This window comes from Bradyrhizobium sp. AZCC 2262 (assembly GCF_036924535.1).
Classification (GTDB): domain Bacteria; phylum Pseudomonadota; class Alphaproteobacteria; order Rhizobiales; family Xanthobacteraceae; genus Bradyrhizobium.
The window spans coordinates 3,626,380-3,649,434 of record NZ_JAZHRT010000001.1 but is presented as its reverse complement, the minus strand read 5'-3'; the positions used below and the strand labels follow the sequence as shown (position 1 = coordinate 3,649,434).

The 23,055-nt window shown below is 63.1% G+C and carries 24 protein-coding genes; 13 read left to right on the top strand and 11 right to left on the bottom strand.

Annotation, left to right across the window (positions count from 1 at the left end):
* Positions 1-5: 5 nt before the first annotated feature.
* Positions 6-1,100 (bottom strand): methyl-accepting chemotaxis protein, encoded by a 1,095-nt coding sequence (locus V1283_RS17380; protein WP_442895868.1) that lies wholly within the window; start codon positions 1,098-1,100, stop codon positions 6-8.
* Positions 1,101-1,411: 311 nt separating this feature from the next.
* On the opposite strand from V1283_RS17380, the gene recJ reads away from it, so the two are divergent.
* The 4 genes from recJ (at position 1,412) to V1283_RS17360 (ending at position 5,341) form a co-directional block, all read left to right on the top strand.
* A complete protein-coding gene (recJ, locus tag V1283_RS17375) occupies positions 1,412-3,253 on the top strand; it encodes a single-stranded-DNA-specific exonuclease RecJ (RefSeq protein ID WP_334387669.1) in 1,842 nt (613 codons plus the stop codon).
* A 33-nt stretch (positions 3,254-3,286) separates the two neighbouring features.
* On the top strand, positions 3,287-4,096 hold the full coding sequence (locus V1283_RS17370; protein WP_334387668.1) for a glucose 1-dehydrogenase: 810 nt from the start codon (positions 3,287-3,289) through the stop codon (positions 4,094-4,096).
* Between the two features lie 3 nt (positions 4,097-4,099).
* Complete coding sequence (locus V1283_RS17365; protein ID WP_334387667.1) at positions 4,100-4,612, top strand: hypothetical protein; 513 nt, start codon at positions 4,100-4,102, stop codon at positions 4,610-4,612.
* A gap of 525 nt (positions 4,613-5,137) precedes the next feature.
* A complete protein-coding gene (locus V1283_RS17360; RefSeq protein ID WP_334387666.1) occupies positions 5,138-5,341 on the top strand; it encodes a hypothetical protein in 204 nt (67 codons plus the stop codon).
* A 135-nt stretch (positions 5,342-5,476) separates the two neighbouring features.
* Here V1283_RS17360 and V1283_RS17355 read toward each other — a convergent pair whose 3' ends face one another.
* Entirely contained in the window at positions 5,477-6,709 is a 1,233-nt protein-coding gene (locus V1283_RS17355) for a lytic murein transglycosylase (protein ID WP_334387665.1), read from the bottom strand.
* A gap of 169 nt (positions 6,710-6,878) precedes the next feature.
* Between V1283_RS17355 and V1283_RS17350 the strand changes: the two genes are divergently transcribed.
* Entirely contained in the window at positions 6,879-7,358 is a 480-nt protein-coding gene (locus V1283_RS17350; RefSeq protein ID WP_334393093.1) for a carboxymuconolactone decarboxylase family protein, read from the top strand.
* Positions 7,359-7,496: 138 nt separating this feature from the next.
* Positions 7,497-8,243, top strand: coding sequence for a C13 family peptidase (locus V1283_RS17345; protein ID WP_334387664.1), 747 nt, complete (start codon positions 7,497-7,499; stop codon positions 8,241-8,243).
* Positions 8,244-8,319: 76 nt separating this feature from the next.
* On the opposite strand, the gene V1283_RS17340 is transcribed toward V1283_RS17345, so the two are convergent.
* The 4 genes from V1283_RS17340 to V1283_RS17325 form a co-directional block, all read right to left on the bottom strand.
* Positions 8,320-9,900: a M23 family metallopeptidase gene (locus tag V1283_RS17340; RefSeq protein ID WP_334393092.1), complete on the bottom strand. Its 1,581-nt coding sequence runs from the start codon at positions 9,898-9,900 to the stop codon at positions 8,320-8,322.
* Between the two features lie 155 nt (positions 9,901-10,055).
* Positions 10,056-10,622: an elongation factor P gene (gene efp, locus V1283_RS17335; protein ID WP_334387663.1), complete on the bottom strand. Its 567-nt coding sequence runs from the start codon at positions 10,620-10,622 to the stop codon at positions 10,056-10,058.
* Between the two features lie 167 nt (positions 10,623-10,789).
* On the bottom strand, positions 10,790-11,008 hold the full coding sequence (locus tag V1283_RS17330; RefSeq protein ID WP_334387662.1) for a hypothetical protein: 219 nt from the start codon (positions 11,006-11,008) through the stop codon (positions 10,790-10,792).
* Positions 10,998-11,423 (bottom strand): hypothetical protein, encoded by a 426-nt coding sequence (locus tag V1283_RS17325; RefSeq protein WP_334387661.1) that lies wholly within the window; start codon positions 11,421-11,423, stop codon positions 10,998-11,000. The genes V1283_RS17330 and V1283_RS17325 overlap by 11 nt, the downstream gene beginning before the upstream one ends.
* Positions 11,424-11,680: 257 nt before the next feature.
* Here V1283_RS17325 and epmA point away from each other — a divergent pair, with 257 nt between their 5' ends.
* The 7 genes from epmA (at position 11,681) to V1283_RS17290 (ending at position 17,762) form a co-directional block, all read left to right on the top strand.
* Positions 11,681-12,733, top strand: a complete 1,053-nt coding sequence (gene epmA, locus V1283_RS17320; protein ID WP_334393091.1) for an EF-P lysine aminoacylase EpmA — start codon at positions 11,681-11,683, stop codon at positions 12,731-12,733.
* Positions 12,730-13,821 (top strand): lysine-2,3-aminomutase-like protein, encoded by a 1,092-nt coding sequence (locus tag V1283_RS17315; protein ID WP_334387660.1) that lies wholly within the window; start codon positions 12,730-12,732, stop codon positions 13,819-13,821. Before epmA ends, V1283_RS17315 begins: the two co-directional genes overlap by 4 nt.
* A gap of 240 nt (positions 13,822-14,061) precedes the next feature.
* Positions 14,062-14,322, top strand: a complete 261-nt coding sequence (locus V1283_RS17310) for a hypothetical protein (protein ID WP_334387659.1) — start codon at positions 14,062-14,064, stop codon at positions 14,320-14,322.
* A 31-nt stretch (positions 14,323-14,353) separates the two neighbouring features.
* The gene (locus V1283_RS17305) at positions 14,354-14,734 is read left to right on the top strand and encodes a TonB-dependent receptor plug domain-containing protein (protein WP_334387658.1); all 381 of its coding nucleotides are present in this window, start codon (positions 14,354-14,356) and stop codon (positions 14,732-14,734) included.
* Between the two features lie 15 nt (positions 14,735-14,749).
* Positions 14,750-15,943 (top strand): lanthionine synthetase C family protein, encoded by a 1,194-nt coding sequence (locus V1283_RS17300; protein WP_334387657.1) that lies wholly within the window; start codon positions 14,750-14,752, stop codon positions 15,941-15,943.
* Between the two features lie 109 nt (positions 15,944-16,052).
* Positions 16,053-16,391, top strand: a complete 339-nt coding sequence (locus V1283_RS17295; protein ID WP_334387656.1) for a DUF6665 family protein — start codon at positions 16,053-16,055, stop codon at positions 16,389-16,391.
* Positions 16,392-16,439: 48 nt separating this feature from the next.
* Entirely contained in the window at positions 16,440-17,762 is a 1,323-nt protein-coding gene (locus V1283_RS17290; RefSeq protein ID WP_334387655.1) for a TAXI family TRAP transporter solute-binding subunit, read from the top strand.
* Between the two features lie 16 nt (positions 17,763-17,778).
* Here V1283_RS17290 and V1283_RS17285 read toward each other — a convergent pair whose 3' ends face one another.
* The 5 genes from V1283_RS17285 to V1283_RS17265 form a co-directional block, all read right to left on the bottom strand.
* Entirely contained in the window at positions 17,779-18,129 is a 351-nt protein-coding gene (locus tag V1283_RS17285) for a hypothetical protein (protein ID WP_334387654.1), read from the bottom strand.
* 294 nt (positions 18,130-18,423) lie between these two features.
* The gene (locus V1283_RS17280; RefSeq protein ID WP_334387653.1) at positions 18,424-19,512 is read right to left on the bottom strand and encodes a 3-deoxy-7-phosphoheptulonate synthase; all 1,089 of its coding nucleotides are present in this window, start codon (positions 19,510-19,512) and stop codon (positions 18,424-18,426) included.
* Positions 19,513-19,838: 326 nt separating this feature from the next.
* Complete coding sequence (locus tag V1283_RS17275; RefSeq protein WP_334387652.1) at positions 19,839-20,423, bottom strand: HdeD family acid-resistance protein; 585 nt, start codon at positions 20,421-20,423, stop codon at positions 19,839-19,841.
* A gap of 113 nt (positions 20,424-20,536) precedes the next feature.
* The gene (locus tag V1283_RS17270; RefSeq protein ID WP_334387651.1) at positions 20,537-21,574 is read right to left on the bottom strand and encodes a PrsW family glutamic-type intramembrane protease; all 1,038 of its coding nucleotides are present in this window, start codon (positions 21,572-21,574) and stop codon (positions 20,537-20,539) included.
* A 241-nt stretch (positions 21,575-21,815) separates the two neighbouring features.
* Entirely contained in the window at positions 21,816-23,042 is a 1,227-nt protein-coding gene (locus V1283_RS17265; protein ID WP_334387650.1) for an MFS transporter, read from the bottom strand.
* Positions 23,043-23,055: the final 13 nt, after the last annotated feature.

Sequence of the window (23,055 nt, the reverse complement as noted above, 5' to 3'; positions counted from 1 at the left end):
CGAGCCTACCCGGCCCCGCCCTGGATCACGCCGAACCAGCCAAGGCCCTTATAGGTTTCGTAGCCGGGCGTGGCGTGGAAGGCGACCAGTGCGCCGGAGCGGTCCTGATGGAAGCCGGAGCGTCGCCCCTCCAGCGGAAGCGAGACGCGTTCGGTGAGCAGGCCCTGGCCGTCGGATGCTGCGATCACCCGGAAATTCGAATCGACCAGCAGCACGCGCGCCTTGTCGGCGGCGCCCACGCGCACGCCCTGGACGATGGCGCGGGCTTGCGGCTCCCAGTCGAAATGGACCGCGAGCACGCCGGTCGGCTTGCCGTTGGCCTTGCCGCCGGCGCGAACGCTGGCGCAATAGGTCACCACCTGGGCGTTGCCGAGCAGGGGCTGGCATTCGACGTCGCCGACGGCGTAATCGTCGCCGGAGCGCAGGTCCCGTGCCCCGCGAAACCATTTTGTGTGCGCCACGTTCTGGCCCACGACGCCAAAGCGATCGGCGCGGCCGTTGACGCGCACATTGCCGTCGAGATCGCATAGCCAGAGGTCGAGATAGACGGTGTAGGCGCCGAGGATCACGGCCATCCGTTCCGACGCATGCGCGACCGCGGCGGTCTCCGGCGCCGCCGCGCAATCGACGACGGCGGAATCGGTCGCCCACCAGCGCACGTCGCAGGTGCGCTCATAGAGGTTGCGGTCGATCAGCTCGATGGCGTTCAGCGACAGATCGACCATGCGCTCGCCGCGTGAGCGGTCGGCCATCTGCGCGATCGAGTTCATCAGATTGCCGGTCCGGTTGGTGAGCTGGCTTTCAAGCTCGCGGGCGATGGTCTCGACCTGCTGGCCGACATTGCGCACTTCCTGCGCCACCACGGCAAAGCCGGCGCCTTGGGCACCGGCGCGCGAGCTCTCGATCAGCGCGTTCAGCGCCAGCATCTTCATCTGGTTGGTGATCTTCTGGATCGACTTGGTCTTCTCGCAGGCGACCTGGTTGACCTCGGCGGTCAATCTCGCGATCAGCGCGGAAACGTCGGCCTCGTCTTCGGCGCCCGCTGCATTGGCTGACTGTTTTGCGGTCGTTGCGGTTTGGGAGCGAAGCGCGACGGACATTGGCGGCAATTCCTCAGTCTTTGTGCTGATGTCGATCTTCTGCGGATCGGCGGGACTCAACGAGAGCGTGTTGTCTCCTTTGTCGGGGATCATGGCTAACGATTGGTTTAATTTCCGGCGTCCCGCGGGTAGTATTACGGGGACAAGTTGCATCTTCTTTGTGCAAGTCGTTTTTGTCGGCATAGGCTCAAAGCTGACGGGGCCGAGGTTGTGTCAGCTTCACCGCAACGATTCGCGCGCAGCCGCTTCCGCCATCGCCCTTGCTTTGCGTTTGCCGAAGGGCCGCTTTGGCCCTATTTCTCGAAGGCATCATGACGCTTCCCGCATCCGCACTTCCCGTTGAACTGCCGCCGGCGTTTCTCGGCGTGTCGCGTTCAGCGACGGGTAAATTGTGGCGCGACCGCCTCGACGCCAGGGGAGCGGTGCGGGCGCTGGCGATCACGCAGCGCTACCAATTGCCGGAGATGCTGGCGCGGGTACTGGCGGGGCGCGAGGTCGGGATCGACGAGGTCGAGGACTTTCTCGATCCGACCATCCGCAAACTGATGCCCGACCCCCACACCGTGACGGCGATGGAGACGGCGGCGAGGCGCATCGCGGATGCGGCTGTGCGCGGGGAGAAGGTCGCGATCTTCGGCGATTACGACGTCGACGGCGCGACCTCGGCGGCGCTGCTGGCCTGGCACCTGCGCCATTGCGGACTTGATCCCTTGATCCACATCCCCGACCGCATCTTCGAAGGCTACGGGCCCAATGTCGAGGCGGTGCGCGCGCTTGCTGGCAAAGGCGCCACGCTGCTCGTCACCGTCGATTGCGGCACCACCAGCCTCGAGCCGCTGGCGGAAGCGCGGAAGCTAGGCATGTCGGTCGTCGTCATCGACCACCACCAGACCGGCGACGAATTGCCCGAGGTCGATGCGCTGGTGAACCCGAACCGGCCAGACGATCTCTCCGGCCTCGGCCATCTCGCTGCCGTCGGCCTCGTGCTAATCACGCTGGTCGCGGTGAACCGTGAATTGCGCGGCCGTGGCTTCTGGAATGCCGAGCGTCCGGAGCCGGATCTTCTGGGTATGCTGCACCATGTGGCGCTCGGCACCGTGGCCGACGTCGCGCCCCTGACCGGGCTCAACCGCGCCTTTGTTGCCAAGGGGCTGATCGCGATGCGCCGCCGCGACCATGTCGGCCATACCGCGCTGATGGATGTGGCGCGGCTGAACGGGCCGCCCGAGGCCTGGCATCTCGGCTTCATGCTGGGGCCGCGCATCAATGCTGGGGGCCGGATCGGGCGCGCCGATCTCGGGGTGCGGCTTTTGCTGGAGGGCGACGTCTCGGAGGCCGCGCGGATCGCGGCCGAACTCGACCGGCTCAACGGCGAGCGCCGCATCATCGAGCAGGCGGCGGAGGCGCAAGCCGAGGCCGAGGCGCTGGCCTCGCTCGGGCTAGAGGACAAGGGCGCGGTGATCGTGACCGCCGCCGAGGGCTGGCATCCCGGCATCGTTGGTCTCGTCGCTTCGCGGCTGAAGGAGAAATTTGCGCGGCCTGCCTTTGCAATTGCGCTGGAGCCGGGCGGCATCGGCACCGGCTCGGGCCGCTCGATCTCGGGCGTAGATCTCGGAAAAGCCGTGCGGCAGGCGGTGAAGGAAAAATTGCTGATGAAGGGCGGCGGCCATGCCATGGCCGCGGGTGTCACGCTGCGGAAAGAGAAGCTCGCGGAGTTTCGCGCCTTCATGGAAAGCGCGCTGGCCGAGGACGTCGCCAATTCCCGTCACGAGCACGAGCTGTTCATCGATGGCGCCGTCAGCGCGCGCAGCATAACCGTGGAGTTCGCGACGATGCTGAACCGCGCCGGGCCGTTCGGCGCGGCCAACCCGGAGCCTGTGATCGCACTGCCGGCGCATCAGCTCGTCTATGCCGACGAGGTCGGTCAGGCGCATCTGCGCCTGCGCTTCAAGTCCGGTGACGGCGCCGTCGTCAACGGCATCGCGTTTCGCTCGGTCGGACAAAAGCTCGGCCACGCGCTGACGCAGAACCGCGGTCAGCCGCTGCATGTGGCAGGATCGCTCGCGGTCGATCGCTTTCAGGGCTCGGAACGCGTGCAGTTGCGCGTGCTCGACGTCGCGGTGCCGGATCCGGGACCGGCCTTGATCAGATAATTCGACAACCAAGAACAACAAACGGGAGTGGAAATGACAGGGCAGGTTCAGGGCAAGGTCGCGCTGGTGACGGGCGGCGCTTCCGGCATTGGCGAAGCGGTTTCCGAATTGCTGGCGCGCGAAGGCGCGTCGGTCGCTGTGACCGATGTCGACGATCTCAGAGGCCCCGAGGTCGTTGCGCGGATCAAGAAGGCGGGTGGGGAGGCGGCCTTCCTGCACCACGACGTCACCAGCGAGGAACGATGGATCGAAGTGGTGGCCGACGTGATGAAGCGCTACGGCCGGCTCGACGTGCTGGTTTCGAACGCCGGCATCGGCATTGCCGTGCCGTCGATCACCGAGATGTCGCTTGAGGATTGGCGGCGGCAGACCGCGATCAATCTCGATGGCGTGTTTTTGTCGGTGAAGCATTGCCTCCCGGCGATGCGCAAGACCGGCGGCGGCTCCGTCATCATGATGTCGTCGCTGGCGGGCCTGCGCGGCGCGGCCAGTCTTTCCGGTTACTCCGCGACCAAGGGCGGTGTCCGGCTGTTCGCCAAGTCGATCGCGATGGAATGCGCGACGTTTGGCGACGGCATCCGCGTCAACTCCGTGCATCCCGGCATCATCGACACGCCGATCTGGGGCAAGATCCCGACGGGAGCCGCAGGCAGCGGGCAGAACGCGCCGATCGATCCCGAGGAGCGCGCGAAACTTGTAACCCCGCTCGGCCGCGCCGGCGAGGCTGCGGAAATTGCGCAGGGCGTGCTGTATCTGGCGTCGGATGCCTCGCGTTATGTGACCGGCACCGAGCTCGTCATCGATGGCGGCATGAATGCCGGTGGAGTGGCGCGGAGGGCGTGAACAATGCCCTCTCCGGAGGACGTCGCGGCGGACAATGCAGAGTTTTTAAATCTTGTCAGGACGGCCTTTCCAGTAGCGCCGCTACCTGTCCAATTTTTTTGGGCCGAAGGGAAAGACTCGTTCGATCGCGACATACGCCAGGAACTCGGAAACAGGATATCCGGGCGTCCGTGGACGGAAGTTAGCCTTATGGATTGGAGAATGGTCGGGGCATCGCCCGCCGTAGCCAGAGGCTATTTCGAGCCCACGACCTTCATGTATTACGTTCCCTCGATCATTCTTGGAGTATCTCGGGAGATTGATTTTGTTGACTATGCCCTCGAAGCGATAGTTCCTCACAACAAAGATCATGCGCCGCGTGGAAAATGGTGGACCGAGTTCTCAGGTATTGCTTCTCCGCGTCAGCGAACGGCACTCTCTGCGCTTCTAGCGCACGTCCGGCTCGTGTTTTGGGGCACGCTTGGCCCTGCTAACCAGCATTTATTGGAGCGCGCAGAAGATATTTGGTCCAGCTAAGGGATCGCTTTTCGTCATCATCCGATGATGCGAACCGTGGGAGCACTGTTCAAGCGTCGGCCAAACACAATGCTTCTGGCTCAGCCTGGCATGGTAGGCAGTGCCCACGAACACAAGCAAAAATGCCCGCCAGCGGACATGCCGGCGCTTCCGCCAATTGACGACAGCTTGAAATTTTCGAACCCAGCCGGCCGCGCGGGCGTTCTAAAATTGCCAGCACGCAACAAATTCCGCACCTCGTGAGCATAAAACATTTGACGCGCTGAAGTTTCTCTGCGTTTAGATCACGACATTCGTCACGGGTGAAATTGCCTGCACTCCTGAGGACCTAATGCGCCACGCACGCACACACATCGCAGAGACTGCCGCCCGCGTCCGGCCGCTTATTCGGCTGGCCGATTGGTCGTGCATGTCCGTGATGACACGGGGTCCGAATTTTCAGCTCGAAGCGGGGCTGATCCGCAAAGCAAGAGTGTAACTCTCGGTGCAGGGCCGCTCCCTCCGCCGAAACGGCAGGAGGGCAAGATGAACGCCCGCAACGACGTCAAGAGACCATCCGATCGGAGTTTGGACGCGAGGTTTGTGCTGGCAGCGGCTCAACTGCGATTTGCCGCGCGGGTTGATTTTCTCGTGGCTCGCTGGCTTGAGCGCTGCGCCACGAACGCCGAGGCCGCACAACGGTTGTTCGAGACCGATCCGAAGCCCACACGTGAGTTCGGGATGGGGTGAGTCTTGTCGTTTCATTTCCACATAGGGATGAGTCCCCATGACGGGGCGGGCGGCTGGGCGGGGATAGCATCAAGGTATTGAGAGAGGCTGCCTACATGGCAGCCTCTCTCACCCTATTGCAGATCAGCACACGGCCTAACCGCCTTGCCTCAACCGCGCCAGCACCTTTAGCCCGCCGTAACCGTCGGCGGGCAATAGCCCCATCTTGGTCTGATAATCCTTCACCGCCTTCATGGTGTCGTTGCCGACGCGGCCGTCGGTGCCGCCGGTATCGAAGCCGGCTTTGGTCAGCCGCGTCTGTACTTCCTGGACTTCGGCGAGTGTCAGCGCGCGCTCGGATCCGGGGAAGGGGTGAATGAAGGGTGGCGCGCCCAGAATGCGGTCGCCGAGATGGCAGATCGCCAGCGCGTAGTTCATCGATGGGTTGTAGCTCTTCACCGAATAAAAATTCGGACCCAGCAGGAACGCCGGGCCACCCGCAACCGGCACCCACATCTGCGCTGACGCGTTCGGTTGCGGGAACGGTTTGCCGTCGGCGCGCGTCACGCCCGCGCTGGCCCAAGCCGCGTACGTCCGGCTGCCGCTCGAAGACCCTGAGCCGTTGACCTCATAGCCCCAATGCTCGCCGCGGTGATACTTGCCGCGGTTGAGCAGATAGCGCGCGCTGGAGCCAAGCGCATCGTCGGGCTTGCCGAACGGCGAGACGCGGCCGTCCTTGTCGTAGTCCATGCCGACATTGAGCCAGACTTCCGGCATCCATTGTGTATGACCCATCGCGCCGGCCCAGGATCCCCGCATTTCCTCCGGTGTGCTCCAGCCACGGTCGACGATCTTCAACGCGTTGATCAGCTCGGTTTCCCAATAGACGCGGCGGCGCGGCTCGTTCCAGGCAAGCGCTGCGAGCGCCGGGAAAACCGGGCGCATATGGTTCTGCTGCACCAGCGGATCGCCGTAGGCTGACTCGACGCCCCACAGCGCCAGCAGCGTGCCGCGCTCGACGCCAAAATCCTGTTCGATCCGGGCGAACAGCGCCTCGTGCTTCTTCAGCGCTTCGCGGCCGTTGATGATGCGCCAGTCCGAGACGCGGCGGTTGATGTATTGCCAGATCTGCTCGTTGAATTCCGGCTGTTTCTGCATCTGCCGGAACACGCTCATGTCGGGTTCGATGCGGCCCATCACCCGCGTCCAGGTCGCATCCGAGATGCCTTTGGCAAGGGCGCGCGCGCGAAAATTGTCGCGCCACTGGTCGAAGCCGGGCGGCGGCGCCGCAAACACGGCAAGTGGCGTGACAAGCAGGGCGCCTGCGCCGATGCTGGCCTGCAGCAGGGCGCGGCGGGTCGGGGCTATCCGGGAATCAGGCTGTTTCATGCCCGACATTCTAGCGGTGCGGCGGGCCTCCGCCAAAAGCCATGACGCCGCGGGAACCGCAATTTTGCTGACAATCTTGCCGCGATTTCACTTGCCGCGCCCGGCCATGGACGGGGTGCAGGGGCCTCCTATAATGCACGGGAGGACCGACAACAAAAGGCCAGGAAAAATGACGCACGCCCGCAGCGAGTACAAGGATTTCATGTCGCTGACACCGGACGCCTACAGTGCCGTGCTGGCGCTCGGTCAGGTCGCGGCCAAGGCGGGGATGGACAAGCAACTGCTCGAACTGATCAAGCTGCGCGCCTCGCAGATCAATGGCTGCGCATTCTGCGTGCAGTATCACATCCTGGAGGGCGAGAAGCTCGGTGTGCCCGCCGATAAACTCAATCTGGTAGTGGTCTGGCGCGAGGCGCCGCAGTTCTCGCAGCGTGAACGTGCGGCACTGGCCTGGACGGAAGCGCTGACCTTGCTCAGCGACGGTGTCAGCGATGAAGTTTATACGCAAGCGAGCGCCGAGTTTTCGGAGAAGGAGCTGGCATATCTCACCTCGGCAATCGCCTCGATCAATGTCTGGAACAGGTTCGGCGCCGCCTTTCGTTGGACACCACCGGCTCGGAAGCAGGCCGTGGACGCGGCAGCATCTTAGAAGTCACGACGTCCACTCGCTAACGCCGAACAGGATGCTGATTGGTGCAAGTTTGATGAAGGCCAGATCGTTGGCCACCAGCGCGTGTCGCGGGTTGGGCTGCTATGCTATAGTAGCCATAACGAGACAAGGTTCGCAATGACGTCCAACTCCTGGATCAGCCGGCTCGGCGCAGCGCTCATCGCGCTTGTTTTGACGGTCGTGCCGTCGGTTTCGCCGACGCACGCGGTTGAGGACGCTCCCAGGGTGAGCGTGGTGTCCTTTGGCCTTTTCGGCGATCAAGGCGTGTTTAGACGCGAGGCGACCGGCGCAGCACAGGTCGTGGCGGGCCGTTTCGGGAGTGGCCCAGTCAACGTGCAATACAATTCGAAGAAAGGCGGAGGCGCAACGATCGAGGCCCTGGCCATGTCGTTGCAAGTGGCAGCCAATGGGATGGACGCCGAGAACGACGTTCTGTTCCTGATACTGACCTCGCATGGCTCCCCCGACGGTCTTGCAGTCAAAGCGGGGCGGCTCGAGCAAACGCTCACGCCGTCCAATCTCGCCGATATGTTGGCGCGGACGAGCGTGCGACACAAGGTGGTGGTCATCTCGGCCTGCTATTCCGGAGTCTTTATCCCTCGTCTCGCCAACCCCGATGTCCTGGTTATCACCGCGGCCGATGCCAACCATCCATCGTTCGGCTGCCAGGACAAGGCCAAGTGGACCTATTTCGGTGATGCCTTTTTCAACGTGGCGCTCCGGCGAGCCAGAAGCCTGAAGGAAGCCTATGTTGTTGCGCGCGCGCTCGTCCGGAAGCGAGAACTGCGACAGCGCTTCGAGCCGTCGAATCCCCTGATGGCGGGCGGCGCAAACGTGCAGCCATTGCTCATCGCGAGTCCTTGAACAATCCCGTCGTGGGCCTGGATTGCCTGCCAAAGGCGGACGTCTGGTGGCCGCTTCGCATTTATAGGTGCGGGGCCTAGTTCTCGCGGCCTTCTCGCGGGCTGCGACGAACCACATCCTCCGGCAACGCGTGGGCCACGGCGGCTGCTGCCGGAGGATCGGTGCCGATCTCGCGGCCGCGGCTGCGGATCAGGCGTTCATAGGATGCGATCAGGGTGGTGTAGGGGTTGACCCAGATCCAGCCGTCGCGCGTGAACACCTGCACGTCGAAGTGCAGGTGGTACGAGGTGCCGTTCGGGAAATCGAGATAGTTGGAGACCACGCCAATCTTTTCGCCCTCGGCGACCCGGCGCCCGTTGAGAATGCCGTCCGCATCCAGGGCTGACGGGTTCATGTGCATGTAGCGAAAGCGGATGTGCTCGTTGCTTGTATTGATCTGCAGCGTTGCGGCCTGCTGCTTCAGCGAACGGATGACGACACCGTCGCGGACGGCGACGACGGCCTGCTTTCTCGGATGGCAACTGCTTTCGCTGTTGCTGTTCGGCGGGCAGGGCGCGGGGCGGATGTCCTGGCCCTGGTGCCCGAAGCCGGCGGCGCATTGCCCGACCTGGAAGCTGCGGGCTTCGCAAAAATTGTCGCGCCACGGATAGATGCCGCGGCCCACCTGGGAATTTTTCCTGCCGAAGGATTGCGAGCGGATGGCGGCCGGCGTTTTCTCCAGCGGAAAACGGATTTGCGAATAGGCCGCGAAATCGGCGCGACCGCCGCGCCGCCGCACGCTGCTGCGGGCGATGATGTCGCCGCCCGGGTAATAGCTGAAGTCGGGCGAAACCGCCGTCGGCCGTTCGACGATCTCGGTTGAGATGTCGTGGCGCGGCTGCGCCGGCTGTCCGCCAGCGATGCGCAAGGCTTTCAGAAAGCGCTCGGCAATAGGATAGGCCTCGCGACATGCCAGCCGCCGCGCCCGCGGCGCCGAGTCCAGACACTGGATCGACACCACATAGGGCACCCCGAAGCGCGTGAAGGCGTAGCGCACATAACCTTCACGGATGAAGCGGCGCACGTCCGGGAACTGCGCCGCCAGCGCCTTGACCGGCTCGCCCCTGCCGCCAAGCGAATCGGCGAGGTCGTAGATGAGGATCGAGCCCGTGATCTGCACTTCGACCGGCCTGGCGAAGGTCCGTGACGGCAGACCGCCGCCCGCGCCGGGCTGCAGCGAAAACACCGCGTCGTAGCCGGCCGGACCGGCGTGAAACAGGTCCGCGGGGCGGAAGTCTGCCTGGTAGTTCGATAGCGGCAGCGGCGTGCCGTCGGCCTGGTCTTCGAGATAGCCCGCGGTATCGAACGGCAACAGCACCGGCACCGGACTGCGTCCGATCCCGGCGAAGATGCTTGCGTTGATCGCGTTCAATTGCACCAGCGCGGGCGTCGAGCGCGGATCCCATGCCGGCACGCGCCGCTGACCGGCGAACGTGAATCGGGAAGCGATCGTCGGCTGGGTGGCGATCTCGGTGCGGAGCTGATCGAGAACCGCCCGCCATTCGACGCGGACGGCCGTGATCGACGGCGTCCGGAACTCTTCGGCGGCAGCGCCGGCGAGCCCGGCCGGGAGCAAACAAAGGACTGCCAGCCAACGCCTGAGCAAGGGGACAGCCATCGTATTCAATGCAATCGCCCCCCGGCGTGCCCGAATTCCAGAGAATTATCGGTTCTGATCGAATCAGAACCGACGCTTTAAAATTCTTGTTTTGACGCGTTTTCTTTTACGCGAACCAGTACGCACTTCTTTTCAAAACACTATGCTGCGCGGTCTTAATCCTTCGCGCGCTCGACGTAAGAGCCGTCCTCGGTCATGACCACGATCCGCGTTCCCGTTCCGATGTGCGGCGGCACCGCGGTGCGAACGCCGTTGGAGAGGATAGCAGGTTTATAGGAGGAAGACGCGGTCTGACCCTTGGTGACCGGCTCGGTATCCACGACTTCCAGCGTCGCGCGCTGCGGGAGCTGGATCGCGACCGGGTTCATGTCGTGAAGCGAGAGCTTCACGGTCATGTTCTCCTGCAGATAGGGCGCGGACGAACCGACGATTTCCTTGGAGACCTGGACCTGGTCGTAGGTCTCGGCGTTCATGAAGTGGAAGCCGTCGGCATCTTCGTACAGGTAATTGAAATTGTGATCCTCGACGGTGGCCTTCTCGACCTGGTCGGTGGTCTTGTAGCGTTCCGAAATCTTTACGCCATCGCCGATCCGGCGCATTTCGATCTGGCTGACCGGGGTTCCCTTGCCGGGATGGATGTTTTCGGCGGTCAGGACGACGTAGAGCTTGCCGTCCTGCTCGATGATGTTGCCCTTGCGAATAGAACTGGCGATGACTTTCAAAGCTGTTTTCCTGAATTTCTGGCCATCGGCCAATCCGGACATGGGCGTCCGTGGGGCCGATCCGGCGGTTTCGGGCTGCAACATACTGATTTTGCCCGTCGATGCCAGCGTTTTGCCGCCATTCCCAGGGGAATGCCTCAGGCCGTAACGGCCCTATTTTGTTGGACTTATCGGCCGCGCCGGTCGGGGAACTCGACTGCTTTGGCGTTGTGGCCGGCGAAATCGGAGGGAATCGAGAATTGCCCGGTCTTCGTATCGAAGACACAGCGCCAGTCCTCGATCCAGGGTAGCGGCTTGTCCTCACCCTGTGAGTCGAACGAAAGGGTGAGCATGATATAGCGGCTGTCAGGCCAATGCTTTCCCATCCCGGCGTAATTATCGTCCATCCCCTGGACCAGATGTACCTGCAGGTGATTGAGCGAATCGCGATCCCTGGATTTCCGGTGCATCTTCCTGGACACCGGCTGGCTGAAGAAATAGTCCCAGGCCATGTCGCCCAAGGGCTTCGGCGTCGCCGTTGAAAATTGATCGCCGGTCCGCCGGTACAGAAACAGCGCGATTCAGCAGCGCGCCGTGCTGATGCTTCTCGTCGAAGGTCCAGAACTGGTACGCGAGATCGTATTCGCCCTTCTTCTTCGAATATTGTTCAACACGTATCTGGCCGTCGGGTGAAGTGAACGTGTCGTCCGCATCCGGCAGCCGTTCCAATTCGCTGCCAGGGCTGTCGGCGGTGGCCGGCATCACCGTGACCAGTACCATCAACAAGAGGATTGCAGTTCTTCCCAACCAGCCGCCAGACATGCGCGTATCCTGTTGCAAATTCTGGCCATTGGACTGCGGAGCCGGGCACAAGGTTCAGCGCTCGGCCTCGGCCTATCGAGCGGAATGGACAAGGTGAGCTGGTTTCGTCATGACAGGATGGATTAGGCGCGAGACTTTGCCGCCCGCGCGCGGTCACACAGAGAAAGTCGAACAATTTCAATGGCATTTGCCGATTTCTTGAATGGCTTTTCAGGCTCTGCGGAGAGCGCTCCGTGGCTCAGCAAGGACCGTTGCTGATGGTCGGGACCGCCCAGCCCTCGCCATGGTGGTCGCCTGCGCGCCACGCCGACCGCAAGCCGTTCCTGATGGCGCGAAATGCGATCACGAAGGCGGTGCGGGCCTGGTTCGACGAACAGGGTTTTGCCGAGGTCGAGACCGCCGTCCTGCAGGTCTCGCCGGGCAACGAGACGCATCTGCATGCGCCGCGCACCGAACTGACCAGCGGCGACGGCACCCGCGCGACGCGCTATCTGCGGACGTCGCCGGAGTTCGCCGCCAAAAAACTGCTCGCCGCGGGTGAAGCCAAAATATTCGAGTTCGCGCGTGTGTTCCGCGACCGCGAGCGCGGCGATCTGCATCTGCCCGAATTCACGATGCTGGAATGGTATCGCGCGGAAGCGAGCTACGATGCGGTCATGGCTGACACCATCGTCGTGATCGCGCATGCGGCGCAGGCCACCGGAATCGGCCGGTTTTTGTTCCGGGGCCGAACGGCCGATCCGTTTGCCGAACCGGAATTGCTGACGGTGGCGGCGGCTTTCGAGCGCTTTGCCGGGATCGATCTCTTGGCCACCGTCACGAATGGCGAGGGTGATCGCGCGGCGCTCGCCGCGGCTGCAAATGGACGGGTGCGGATCACCGATGACGACACCTGGTCGGACATCTTCAGCAAGGTGCTGGTCGAGCATGTCGAACCGAATCTGGGGCAGGGGCGTTTGACGGTTCTGTTCGAATATCCGGCGCCGGAAGCGGCCCTTGCACGGGCGAAGGCGGCCGATCCGCGGGTCGCCGAACGGTTTGAGGTCTATGCCTGCGGCGTCGAGCTTGCCAACGGCTTCGGCGAATTGACTGACGCTGCCGAACAGCGCCGCCGTTTCGCCGCCGATATGGACGAGAAGGAGCGGCGCTACGGCGAGCGCTATCCGCTGGATGAGGATTTTCTGGCAGCCGTTGCCGCGATGCCGCCGTCAAGCGGCGTCGCGCTCGGTTTCGACCGGCTGGTGATGCTGGCGGCCGGCGCGCTGCGGGTCGATCAGGTGGTATGGACGCCGCCGGCAGGAGAGACATGAACAGGATAGATCCGAAACTGGCGGCCACGCTGCGGCAGCCCGCCGAGCTCGTGGAGCGCGGGTTGGCGAAGGCTGCCGATCTCGCCGACCTCGAACGCGTCGCCGCGCGCTATGCCATCGCCGTGACGCCTGATATCGCCGGCCTGATCGACACCGAAAGCCCCGACGATCCGATCGCGCGGCAGTTCATTCCGATCGCGCTGGAACTGGTGAGCGGATCAAGCGAAAACGCCGATCCGATCGGCGACGACGCCCATTCGCCGGTCCCCGGCATCGTCCACCGCTATCCCGATCGCGTGCTGTTCAAGCTGGTTCATGTCTGCGCGGTGTATTGCCGGTTCTGCTTTCGCCGCGAGATGGTCGGGCCGGGCAAGGCGACCGCGCTGTCGGAAGCCGCCTATCGCGACGCGCTGGACTATATCCGCGGCCACAACGAAATCTGGGAAGTCATCCTGACCGGCGGCGATCCGCTGATGCTGTCGCCACGGCGGCTTTCCGAGATCATGGCGGACCTCGCAGCCATCGATCACGTCAAGATCGTCCGCATCCACACCCGCGTGCCCGTGGCGGCGCCGGCGCGCATCGATGAGGACATGGTCGAAGCGCTGCGCGTTGACGGCGCGACGACCTGGGTCGCCGTTCATGCCAATCATCCGCGTGAACTGTCTGATGAGGCGCGCCTGGCCTGCGCGCGGCTGGCGGATGCCGGCATTCCGCTGGTGAGCCAGACCGTGCTGCTCCGCGGCGTCAATGACGATGCCGCTGTTCTGGAAGCGCTGATGCGGGCTTTTGTCGAAAATCGAATCAAACCGTACTATCTGCATCATGGCGATCTGGCGCCGGGAACCGCGCATCTGCGCACCACGGTCGCAGAGGGTCAGGAACTGATGCGCCGTTTGCGGGGCCGCGTCTCCGGCCTGTGCCAGCCGGATTATGTGCTCGATATTCCCGGCGGCCATGGAAAGGCGCCGATTGGCCCGAATTATTTGTCGCATGCAAGTTCCAGGGAATGTGTTCTATCCTCGGAAACGCGGTATCGTGTCGTCGACTATTGCGGCGACGTTCATCTCTATCCGCCAGAGCCGTGATCGGGCGATGACGGAGGACGGCGAGAGCAAACGGGAGCCGCCGGAAGATGAAGGCAATCGCACGGTCGAAAACGCCGTGCTGCTCGGCTTCTTCGTGGGCTGGTAGCCGCCGGAATCTGGTTGCTCGGCACCATGGCCGATGTACGAAAGGCACAGGACTGCGCCGGCCAGGGACGCCGCAATTGCGCAACGATCGACGTGCCGGCGCGATAACAAGAGACGGGAAACGGGAGAACCAACATGCGAACATCAATCCTCTCGATAGCACTGGTGGTCCTGATCGGCGGGGCGGACGCGTTCGCGCAGGGGTCGTCGTCCGTTCCGAAGAACTCCGGCGGAAGCGGAGGCGGCGGCGGGGTGATACAGGCGCCGGTCGGCCATCGCCAGCCGCGCGCCGGCGACGTGCCCAGCGAGAAGAATCTGAACGATCCGAACGATCCCTTGAGCAAGGAAAACGCCGCGCTCGACCGCAAGATCAAGAGCATCTGCCGCGGCTGCTAGAGCGCGCAGGATAGCCGAGATGGGAGGTCGCATGCCCGCCCAACTGTTGCGAATGATCGCCGTTGCCGCTGTCTGCTTTTGCAACGGCGCGTCTGCCGTCGCCGCCGGAGAGCCGCGTCATACGCCGGCGTCCGTTCAGGGGCCGGCCAGCTATTCTCGATCCGACGCGCTCAGGGCAACCCGGCATGCGACGCAAAACGCCGCCCGGAGGCAGGCCGCCGACCGCGATTCCTATGTCGACCCGGCGGCGCCCTACAAGGCCAATCGCCTTTCCCCGCCGCGGGCGGCCGAACCGATCCTCAACATTCCCGGGCAAACCACCGTCCTGACGCGGGAAGTGCTCGATGACATGAAGGCCACGAGCATCAGGGACGCCTTGCGTTCAACCGCGGGCGTGACGGTCGGAAGATAGGGGGCCGCCTCAGGCATGATTGTCCTCGGTCGTCATCGTGCGCTTACACAGGACGCCTGGAATGAACCGGCTGTCCGGGCTGCGATCGAAGAGATTGCGACCGATGCAATCGCCCATTTCGATCCCGACACGTTCTGGCCGGCTCACCCCAGTGACGATGGGGTGGGCGACGGTAACCCCAGCTTCTACTGGGGCGCGGCCGGCGTTATCTGGGCGCTGGACTATTTGCATCGCATCGGGGCTGTCAACGTCACCAAAGACTTCCGCCCCGTGCTTCCAAAGCTACTGGAGCGGACGATCGCCGCTTTCGAAAGCCTTTCGCCAAACGATTATGCGAAGCATGGCTCGCTGCTGTTCGGCGACATGGGTACGGCGCTTGTCGCGATGCGCCTTGCGCCCACGTCGAGCCTCGCCGATCTGGTTCACGCTCGCGCCGAAGCAAATATGGAACTGCCGATCCGGGAACTGATGTGGGGCATGCCCGGATCCATGCTGGCCGCGATTCACATGGCCGAGATGACAGGTGAATCCCGGTGGCGGGGCCTGTTCGAAACACAGGTAGCGCGGCTGTTGGGCGACCTGGAGGACACGCCGCAAGGGCCACTTTGGACGCAGGATCTTTATGGCACCAACGACCGTTGGCTCGGACCGGTTCACGGTTTCGCTGGCAACGCCATCCCGTTGTTGCGCGGGTGGGATTGGTTGACGCCGACGCAGCAAGCGCAGGTGGCTAAGTTTGTGCCGAAGACGCTTGCAGCGAATGCGTGGCAGTCTGAAGCTGGAACCAATTGGGGCGCGAGAAGCAAGCGCGAGACACCGCCAAAGATGTGTCAGCACTGTCACGGTGCCCCCGGCATGGTGACGACCTTTGCAGATGCGCCGTTCGCGACCCCTGAATTTGACGCACTTCTTTTGGATGGCGGTCGCTTCAACTGGGCCGCCGGACCGCTTACCAAGGGCTCGAACCTTTGCCACGGTACGGGCGGCAATGGCTACGCATTCCTGAAACTCTACCGCCGCACCAACGACCCGATCTGGCTCGACCGCGCACGCCAATTCGCGATGACGGCCATCGTTCAGTATCGCGGCTCTCAGATGGCCGTTGGCCGCGGACGATATTCCCTTTGGACCGGCGACATCGGTTTTGCAATTTACCTTTGGGACTGCATCACAGCGGAGCCTCGTTTCCCGACGATCGACGTGTTCTGACCCACATCCGAGTCAGCAAATACGCGCGTCTTGTCTTGAACAGCTCCCTGCCGACCAATAAGATGACAGATAATTGTAATTTGCAGGCCACGTTTCGGAGCGCGCCAATATGGCGTTGAATCTACTTCATTCCGGATACGCCACTCTCGAATACGAGATCGCCGAGGAGAGGGCCTCAGCGCTCGGACGGCTTGGACGGCGGCTCGAGGCCGCGTTGACGGCACTTGCTGCATGCCCGCGAACGGCCAATACCGATCGAAAAATCCGCACTGGCCTCGTCGAACAGGCGGGATATGCGCTCTGGCTTTTCGTCGTGCAGCGCGAGGCCTGCGGTCTCAACAACACCGCCCATGTGCTGCAGGTCTACAGGGTGCCGAACGAGGTGTATGCCGGGATGGGGCCACTGACTACGCCGAGCGTCCGTCCGACGAAGACCATAGAGGGTTGAGGAAGCGCCGGCGCCAATCCATCGGCCGACACGTCTGGAGTGACGAGCATGATGTCGACGAAATTGCCGCTTTGGCTTCGTTTTTTCCTGCTTATCGGTGTCGCCGTTTTTGCCGCAGGCGCAGGTCTCCTTGCCTATCGGTACTACACCCGCCCGGCAACACTGACCGTGGCGGTCGGTTCGATCGACGGCGAGGCTGCCAAGGCAATGTCAGCGATAGCAGGCGAACTCGTTTCGACGAACGCGCCGGTGCGGCTCAAAGTTATCGACAGCGGCACCGCGCTTGAGGCCGCTAACGCCTTCTCCGCTGGTAAGGTCGATCTGGCTGTGGTTCGCGGCGATGTAGGTGACTTGTCGCAGGCGCAAGCCGTTGTCGTCGTCAGCCATATGGTCGTCCTGATCATCGCGCCGCCGGGATCGTCAATCGACAGCGTAGCCAACCTGAAGGGGCGCACGGTCGGCGTCGTCGGCGGAGCAGTGAACGCCAAAATTGTCGACGCGTTGACCAACGAATATGATCTGACGAGCGCAAAAGTTGTATTCAAGAACCTTGCTTTGACGGATGTCCGGCAAGCCTTTCAGTCAAAACAGGTCAGTGCCCTGCTCGTCACGATCCCGCTCGCCGAAAAATACCTCTCGCTCGTTCGCGGATTTTTTCAGCTCGACCACAAAAAGGCCCCGGTACTGATTCCAATCGAGTCCGCGGCAGCAATTGCAGAGGCCCAACGTGCCTTTGAAAGTTTCGACGTCCCGAAGGGCACGCTGCGGGGATCGCCGCCGGTTCCGGAAGATGACCTGACGACCCTGAGGACCTCACTATACCTGGTTGCGCAAAAGAAGCTCGGCATTGATCTGGTAACCAGCCTCACGCAGGCGATCATGAGCGTACGCAGGAATCTTCTGCGCGAGCAGCCGATTTTCGCGCAGATCACCGCGCCCAGCACCGACCAGGATGCTTACCTTCCGCTGCATCCTGGCGCAGCAGCCGTCTACAACAGCACCACGCAGAGCTTCATGGATGAATACGGCAACTGGATCTATTTGACGCCGATGGTACTGGGTGGTGCTGCCACCATGCTTGCGGCGGCGTGGAAATTCCTGGGCATCGGCAACCGCGCGACCGAAGGCCCGCTCGATTCTCTCTATGCCCTGTCGCGCCGGATCCGGAAAGTCGATGCAGAGGCTGAACTTTCGGATATCGAAGACGAAATCGACGACATTCTAAAGGCGGAGCGCGCCAAATCCGCTGCTGGAGACGAGAGCGCGGTGGATGATGCCACACTGAACGTGGCAGCCCACCGGCTGGAGAGCTTGATTCACGATCGACGCACATTGATCGCTAAGGGACCCGCAGTTGCCTCCGCGGCCTAGCTAATGAATCCAAGCGCTAGTAGTCGAGATCCGACAAGAATGTGGTGTTCTCGATTTCGAACTCGGACTCTCGCCAGCTTTTAATTAGCGCCGCGCGCGCCAAACGATGCGTTGCAGAGTCTGACGTGCTGCAATTCACCGCCTCGTGATCGATGCCTGAAATCTCGAGCAGCGTGTCAAAGCTTGCCTGACGATCCTCGCGATTCTCGACTTCGGCGAAGTAGATCGTATGGTCGTGCTTTCCCATCGCCCAGCAGAATTGAACGTGAGTCTCGTCAGCGGCATTTGCCAAGTTTGGGACAAGGAGAGCAGCGATCAGCAGTAGCCGGATGGCCGGGGCAAAGGTGTTCACAATCCTTGGCGTCATCGCACGATTCCAGACATTGGTTGAGTTGCCCGGCCCGAGGCCGCTACAGCTTGGTGACGGGCCTGACGCGGTAGGAACGTATATTTCGGAGTGCGATTTCTTCATGTGAGGTACGCCACAGGCTGGGTGGTTTTGCCATGTGTACGGCGTGTGCCTGTCGGGGTAGTCATGCATTTGGAGGAGAGGTGATCCGGATTCGTGCGTTCACGGTCCGGATCGAGGTTGCAGCTTCGATCAACGGGAGCAGGGCGCGCCGACTGCGTGCCCTGCTCCGCCGTCATCCGGCCCGGGCGGCTAGGCCGAACGCTCCTCACGCAACTTGCGCGATTGCGCGTTCCTCCGCGTCTCCACCGCATCGGCCAGCACATTCAGTGCGGACACCGTCGTCTCCCAGTCGATGCAGCCGTCGGTGATGCTCTGCCCGTAGGTCAGCGGCTTGCCCGGCACCACGTCCTGGCGGCCGGCCACCAGATTGCTCTCGATCATGACGCCGGTGATGCGCTGCTCGCCTTTCGAGATCTGCTGCGCGATGTCGGCCACGGCAAGCGGCTGGTTCTCCGGCTTCTTGTTGCTGTTGGCGTGGCTGGTGTCGATCATGAGCCGCGGCGCCACGCCGGCACGGACAAGTTCGAGGCACGCGGCATCGACGCTTTCCCGGTCGTAGTTCGGCTGGTGACCGCCACGCAGGATGATGTGGCAGTCCTCGTTGCCGGTGGTTGCCGCAATCGCCGAGCGCCCGCCCTTGGTCACCGCCATGAAATGGTGGGGATGCGAGGCCGATTTTACGGCGTCGGCCGCGATGCGGACATTGCCGTCGGTGCCGTTCTTGAAACCGACCGGGCACGACAGCCCGGAAGCCAGCTCGCGGTGGATCTGGCTCTCGGTCGTGCGCGCGCCGATCGCCGCCCACGCCATCAGGTCGGCAATGTATTGCGGCGTCGTCATGTCGAGGAATTCCGTTCCCGCCGGCAGGCCGAGATTGTTCACCGCCGACAGCACGTTGCGCGCCAGCCGCAGGCCCCTGTTGATATCGAAAGAGCCGTCGAGATTGGGATCGTTGATCAGCCCCTTCCATCCCACCGTGGTGCGCGGCTTCTCGAAATAGACCCGCATCACGATCTCGAGGCGGTCGGCAAGTTTTTCCCGCAAGGCAGCGAGGCGTTCGGCGTATTCCACGGCCGCGACGGGATCGTGGACCGAGCAGGGGCCGACCACGACCAGCAGGCGGTCGTCGGTGCCGTTCAGGATGGCGTGGATGGCGTTGCGCGCCGCCATCACCACGCGTGTCGCGGTCAAGGTGCGCGGGATCTCACGCATCACCTCCTGCGGCGTACTCAGCTCTTTCAGTTCGCTAATTCGAAGATCGTCGGTGGTGCTCAACACGGCTATGGCTCCTGTTTGTTGGGAACCTGCCGGCCAATAAAAAAAGCCGCCAGGTTTGGCGGCTGTTCGGACTTCTTGGCTTCAATTCGTCAGATTGAGCGCGATCCTCCCACCGCCAGCGAGCTGTCGAAGCTAAAATACCAAAAGTTGCTGGCGGCGATCATGATCATGGCCGGCTCTATAGCGCACCGGTCCGGGCTTGTCACCCCCTAGAGCCTTTTCCGTTCCGATTGAATCGGAACGGGGCTCTAGGTTTCTGTTTTGACGCGTTTTCTTGGCGCGAACCGGTCTCCACTTCGCTGGAAAACGCTCTCTAATCGGCGGGCTCAGGATTTGCGCGCGGCGAGCGCCATGCCGACCATCGATGCGCCGCCAAGCACGAGGTTGATCCCGACCAGGAGGCCGATCGCCCATTGCGCCGAATCCGGCAGGCCTGCGACGATGATGAAGGCGATCAGGAGGTCCATCACTCCCGAGATCAGCAGCCAGGACCAGCGCTCCGACAATTCGCGGCGGTGCTCCAGCGCGTACATGATGGTGACGACGCCTTCGGCCAGAAAATACGCGCCAACCACGACGGTGAGCGTGAGGGTGCCCTGCTCGGGCTTTGCGAGCAGGATGCCGCCAGCCAGAACGGCCAGCGCCGCCGAAAACAGCGACCACCAGAAGCCCGGCATCTGCCGCGCCCAGTAGGTGACGAACAGCCCGGCAATGCCGCTGATCAGGAACATCCAGCCGAGGAAGATGGTGACGGCGAGGCTTGCCAGCGGTGGCACGATCATCGCAGCAAGGCCGAGCAAAGCGAGCACGATGCCCTCGAACAGGAAGGCCTTCCAATGCGCCTTCACCCTGGCGTTCATTTCGGACTGCAGTTTGCCGATGTCCGGGGGAAGATCTTGGGGAAGGGTCATTGGAAACTCCCGATGCCTGCCGCGCTGATTGACCAATATAGCCCGTGCGCTCTCTGCCGGTAAAATTTGTTCTCCGGGCTTTTTGCGCAAGATCAACGACGGAAGGATGACGTTCAGCCGGGGCCGGGCGCGGACGAAAAGCCTTCCGAACTGGTTCGGATACGGTTCCGGCCGAAAATATAGATGGCGGTGGTGGCTATCAGCAGTGCAAGGCCGATCAGGATCGAGGTGAGGCCGAGCGGGATCAGCAGCAGCGAAACGTTGCGGTCGGGGTTGACGAACCAGTGGTGGAGCGAGGTCACCAGGAAGGCCACGCCGGCAAAGCCCGCGCCGCCGCCGGCAACCAGCAACGCCCACATCCGCCGCAGCTGGCTTAGCCGCTCACGCGCGATCTCGGTGCGCGGCGCATGATGCCGGCCGACGCGCCGCACCAGCCGTATGGCAAATCCGATCGAGCTGAATCCGATCAGCAGGCTCGCCGCCCCGAGCAGCATTCGCGTGGTGGGGCCGAGATCGGGATGTTTCTGCAATGTCAGCAGCGGAAAATCGAATGCGGCGTGCAACGCGACCGGTGCGAACAGCGCCAGACACCAGCTCGAGATACGGGCCCAGTCGCGATGATGCCGATGCGCGCCCAGCGCCGTTCCGGCGCGCGCGATCGCGATATAGGCGCCCGCGATAATGCCAAGCGCGCCATGAAACGGCACCGTCAGCACGCTGCGCAAGGCGGCGAGCGATCGCCACATGTCGGAGTGCTGCACGAGATAAGCGAGGTTTTCGTAAGCCGCGAAGCCGAGGCCCGCGGCCGCGCCGTAGACCACGGTATCCATCGGGTCCGCGAACGTACGCCGCCGCACCGACACGGCGATGATCACGAGAACCTTCACGATCTCTTCGGGCGCGGCGACGCCGAAGACCGAACGCAGGCCCTGCGTCATCCAGGGATTTCCCGGCACCGCAAGGATCGCGGCAAACGGGGCGCGTGCAATTCCCAATAGAGAAATGCTGGCGGCTCCGAGCAGGAAAGCGAGCCATACCCGCGCGGGCGGGCCGGGGCGCTCGTCGGCGGCAACGACGAGCCAGAGCACCAGCAATGCCGGCGCAATGGCGGCAACGCCGATCGATGTGGGGAGGGCCTGCAGCAGCAACATGGGGGAACTTTACCTCGCCTACGAAAATGGCCGCAAGGTCAGCCGTTTGCAAGAAAGTCTTACGCGACTCCTTGTCGCCAAGCGGGTCTGAAATTCCGGGCTCCCGGACACATCGGGCGCGTACCCGTATTCGGTGCGGGGCCCCTGGCGGAATCTGGTGTCGTCGCCGTCCGGCGTGGAGTGGCGGCTCGCCAACGGCCTTTCACTGATGGTGGAGGCGGGCAGCGCGCTTGCCGGCTGTTCAATCCGGCGTCGGGCTGGCCGGTCCGCTGCCGATCTTGCCATGGACCATCAGCAAACCCGCCAGCGCGACCAGCGCGAAGCCGGCGCCGGCCAGGAACGTTCCCTGCGGCCCGGTGATGTCCCAGAGCGCGCCTGCAATGATGCTGGCGGCGAGCATTGCCAGACCGGCGAGCAGGTTGAAGAATCCGTAGGCCGTGCCGCGAAGCTCGGCCGGCGCGGTATCGGCAACGAGGGCGGCCAGCAATCCTTGCGTCAGCCCCATATGCAGGCCCCAGAGCACGACGCCGAGTGCAACGCCGCCGACCGACGGCAGCAGCGCCAAAACGATGTCAGCGGCAACCAGCACCAGAATGCCGGTCGCCAGCACGGCCGTGCGGCTCATCCGATCCGACATGACGCCAGCGGGATAAGCCGCGACGGCATAGACCACATTCATCGCCACCAGCACGATCGGCACCAGCGTGATCGGAAGCCCGACGCTCTGCGCGCGCAGAATGAGGAACGCCTCGCTGAAACGCGCCAGCGTGAACACGCTTGCCACCGCCACCACCCACCAAAAGGCCGGCCCGAGGTTTTTGATTTCCGCCAGGCTGACCGGATTGCGCACGGTACGCAACTCGCTCGGCCGGTCCGGCTCCCGCACGGCGAAGACGATCAGCGCCAGCGCCAGGAAGGCAGGAATCACGGCAAACCAGAACACGGCCTTGAAGTTGTCTGCGGTCCACCACATCAGGGCAATGGCGAGCAGGGGGCCCATGAAGGCGCCGATCGTATCGAGCGATTGGCGCAGGCCAAAACTCGCGCCGCGCAGATCGGGCGGCGAGAGGTCCGCCACCAGCGCATCGCGAGGAGCGCCGCGAATCCCCTTGCCGATCCGGTCGACGAAACGCGCCGCCACCAGCCAGTCGATGGTTGGCGCGAGAGGAAACACCGGCTTGGTGAAAGCCGCGAGACCGTAGCCGGCGGCGGCGAGCCATTTGCGCTTGCCGAGCCAGTCCGAGAGCGCGCCGGAGAATATTTTTGTGATGGAGGCGGTCGCTTCGGCGATGCCTTCGATGACACCGACCGTCACCATCGATGCGCCCAGCACCGAAACCAGGTAGATCGGCAGCAGCGCGTGGATCATCTCCGACGAGACGTCCATCAGCATCGAGACGAAACCAAGGATCCATACGCCCGGTGGAATATCCCGGATCGAATAGGTCGGCTTGGTGCCAGCAGCCATGTCGTCCTTCGGT

Coding starts and splice junctions, on each gene's coding strand:
- V1283_RS17275 (WP_334387652.1), bottom strand. CDS start 20,423: ATGACCCTTCCCCAAGATCTTCCCCCGGACATCGGCAAACTGCAGTCC.
- V1283_RS17265 (WP_334387650.1), bottom strand. CDS start 23,042: ATGGCTGCTGGCACCAAGCCGACCTATTCGATCCGGGATATTCCACCG.
- V1283_RS17370 (WP_334387668.1), top strand. CDS start 3,287: ATGACAGGGCAGGTTCAGGGCAAGGTCGCGCTGGTGACGGGCGGCGCT.
- V1283_RS17355 (WP_334387665.1), bottom strand. CDS start 6,709: ATGAAACAGCCTGATTCCCGGATAGCCCCGACCCGCCGCGCCCTGCTG.
- V1283_RS17365 (WP_334387667.1), top strand. CDS start 4,100: ATGCCCTCTCCGGAGGACGTCGCGGCGGACAATGCAGAGTTTTTAAAT.
- recJ (WP_334387669.1), top strand. CDS start 1,412: ATGACGCTTCCCGCATCCGCACTTCCCGTTGAACTGCCGCCGGCGTTT.
- V1283_RS17380 (WP_442895868.1), bottom strand. CDS start 1,100: ATGTCCGTCGCGCTTCGCTCCCAAACCGCAACGACCGCAAAACAGTCA.
- V1283_RS17315 (WP_334387660.1), top strand. CDS start 12,730: ATGAACAGGATAGATCCGAAACTGGCGGCCACGCTGCGGCAGCCCGCC.
- V1283_RS17305 (WP_334387658.1), top strand. CDS start 14,354: ATGCCCGCCCAACTGTTGCGAATGATCGCCGTTGCCGCTGTCTGCTTT.
- V1283_RS17350 (WP_334393093.1), top strand. CDS start 6,879: ATGACGCACGCCCGCAGCGAGTACAAGGATTTCATGTCGCTGACACCG.
- V1283_RS17300 (WP_334387657.1), top strand. CDS start 14,750: ATGATTGTCCTCGGTCGTCATCGTGCGCTTACACAGGACGCCTGGAAT.
- epmA (WP_334393091.1), top strand. CDS start 11,681: ATGGTCGGGACCGCCCAGCCCTCGCCATGGTGGTCGCCTGCGCGCCAC.
- V1283_RS17290 (WP_334387655.1), top strand. CDS start 16,440: ATGATGTCGACGAAATTGCCGCTTTGGCTTCGTTTTTTCCTGCTTATC.
- V1283_RS17340 (WP_334393092.1), bottom strand. CDS start 9,900: ATGGCTGTCCCCTTGCTCAGGCGTTGGCTGGCAGTCCTTTGTTTGCTC.
- V1283_RS17325 (WP_334387661.1), bottom strand. CDS start 11,423: ATGTCTGGCGGCTGGTTGGGAAGAACTGCAATCCTCTTGTTGATGGTA.
- V1283_RS17295 (WP_334387656.1), top strand. CDS start 16,053: ATGGCGTTGAATCTACTTCATTCCGGATACGCCACTCTCGAATACGAG.
- V1283_RS17345 (WP_334387664.1), top strand. CDS start 7,497: ATGACGTCCAACTCCTGGATCAGCCGGCTCGGCGCAGCGCTCATCGCG.
- V1283_RS17360 (WP_334387666.1), top strand. CDS start 5,138: ATGAACGCCCGCAACGACGTCAAGAGACCATCCGATCGGAGTTTGGAC.
- V1283_RS17310 (WP_334387659.1), top strand. CDS start 14,062: ATGCGAACATCAATCCTCTCGATAGCACTGGTGGTCCTGATCGGCGGG.
- V1283_RS17270 (WP_334387651.1), bottom strand. CDS start 21,574: ATGTTGCTGCTGCAGGCCCTCCCCACATCGATCGGCGTTGCCGCCATT.
- V1283_RS17330 (WP_334387662.1), bottom strand. CDS start 11,008: ATGGACGATAATTACGCCGGGATGGGAAAGCATTGGCCTGACAGCCGC.
- V1283_RS17285 (WP_334387654.1), bottom strand. CDS start 18,129: ATGACGCCAAGGATTGTGAACACCTTTGCCCCGGCCATCCGGCTACTG.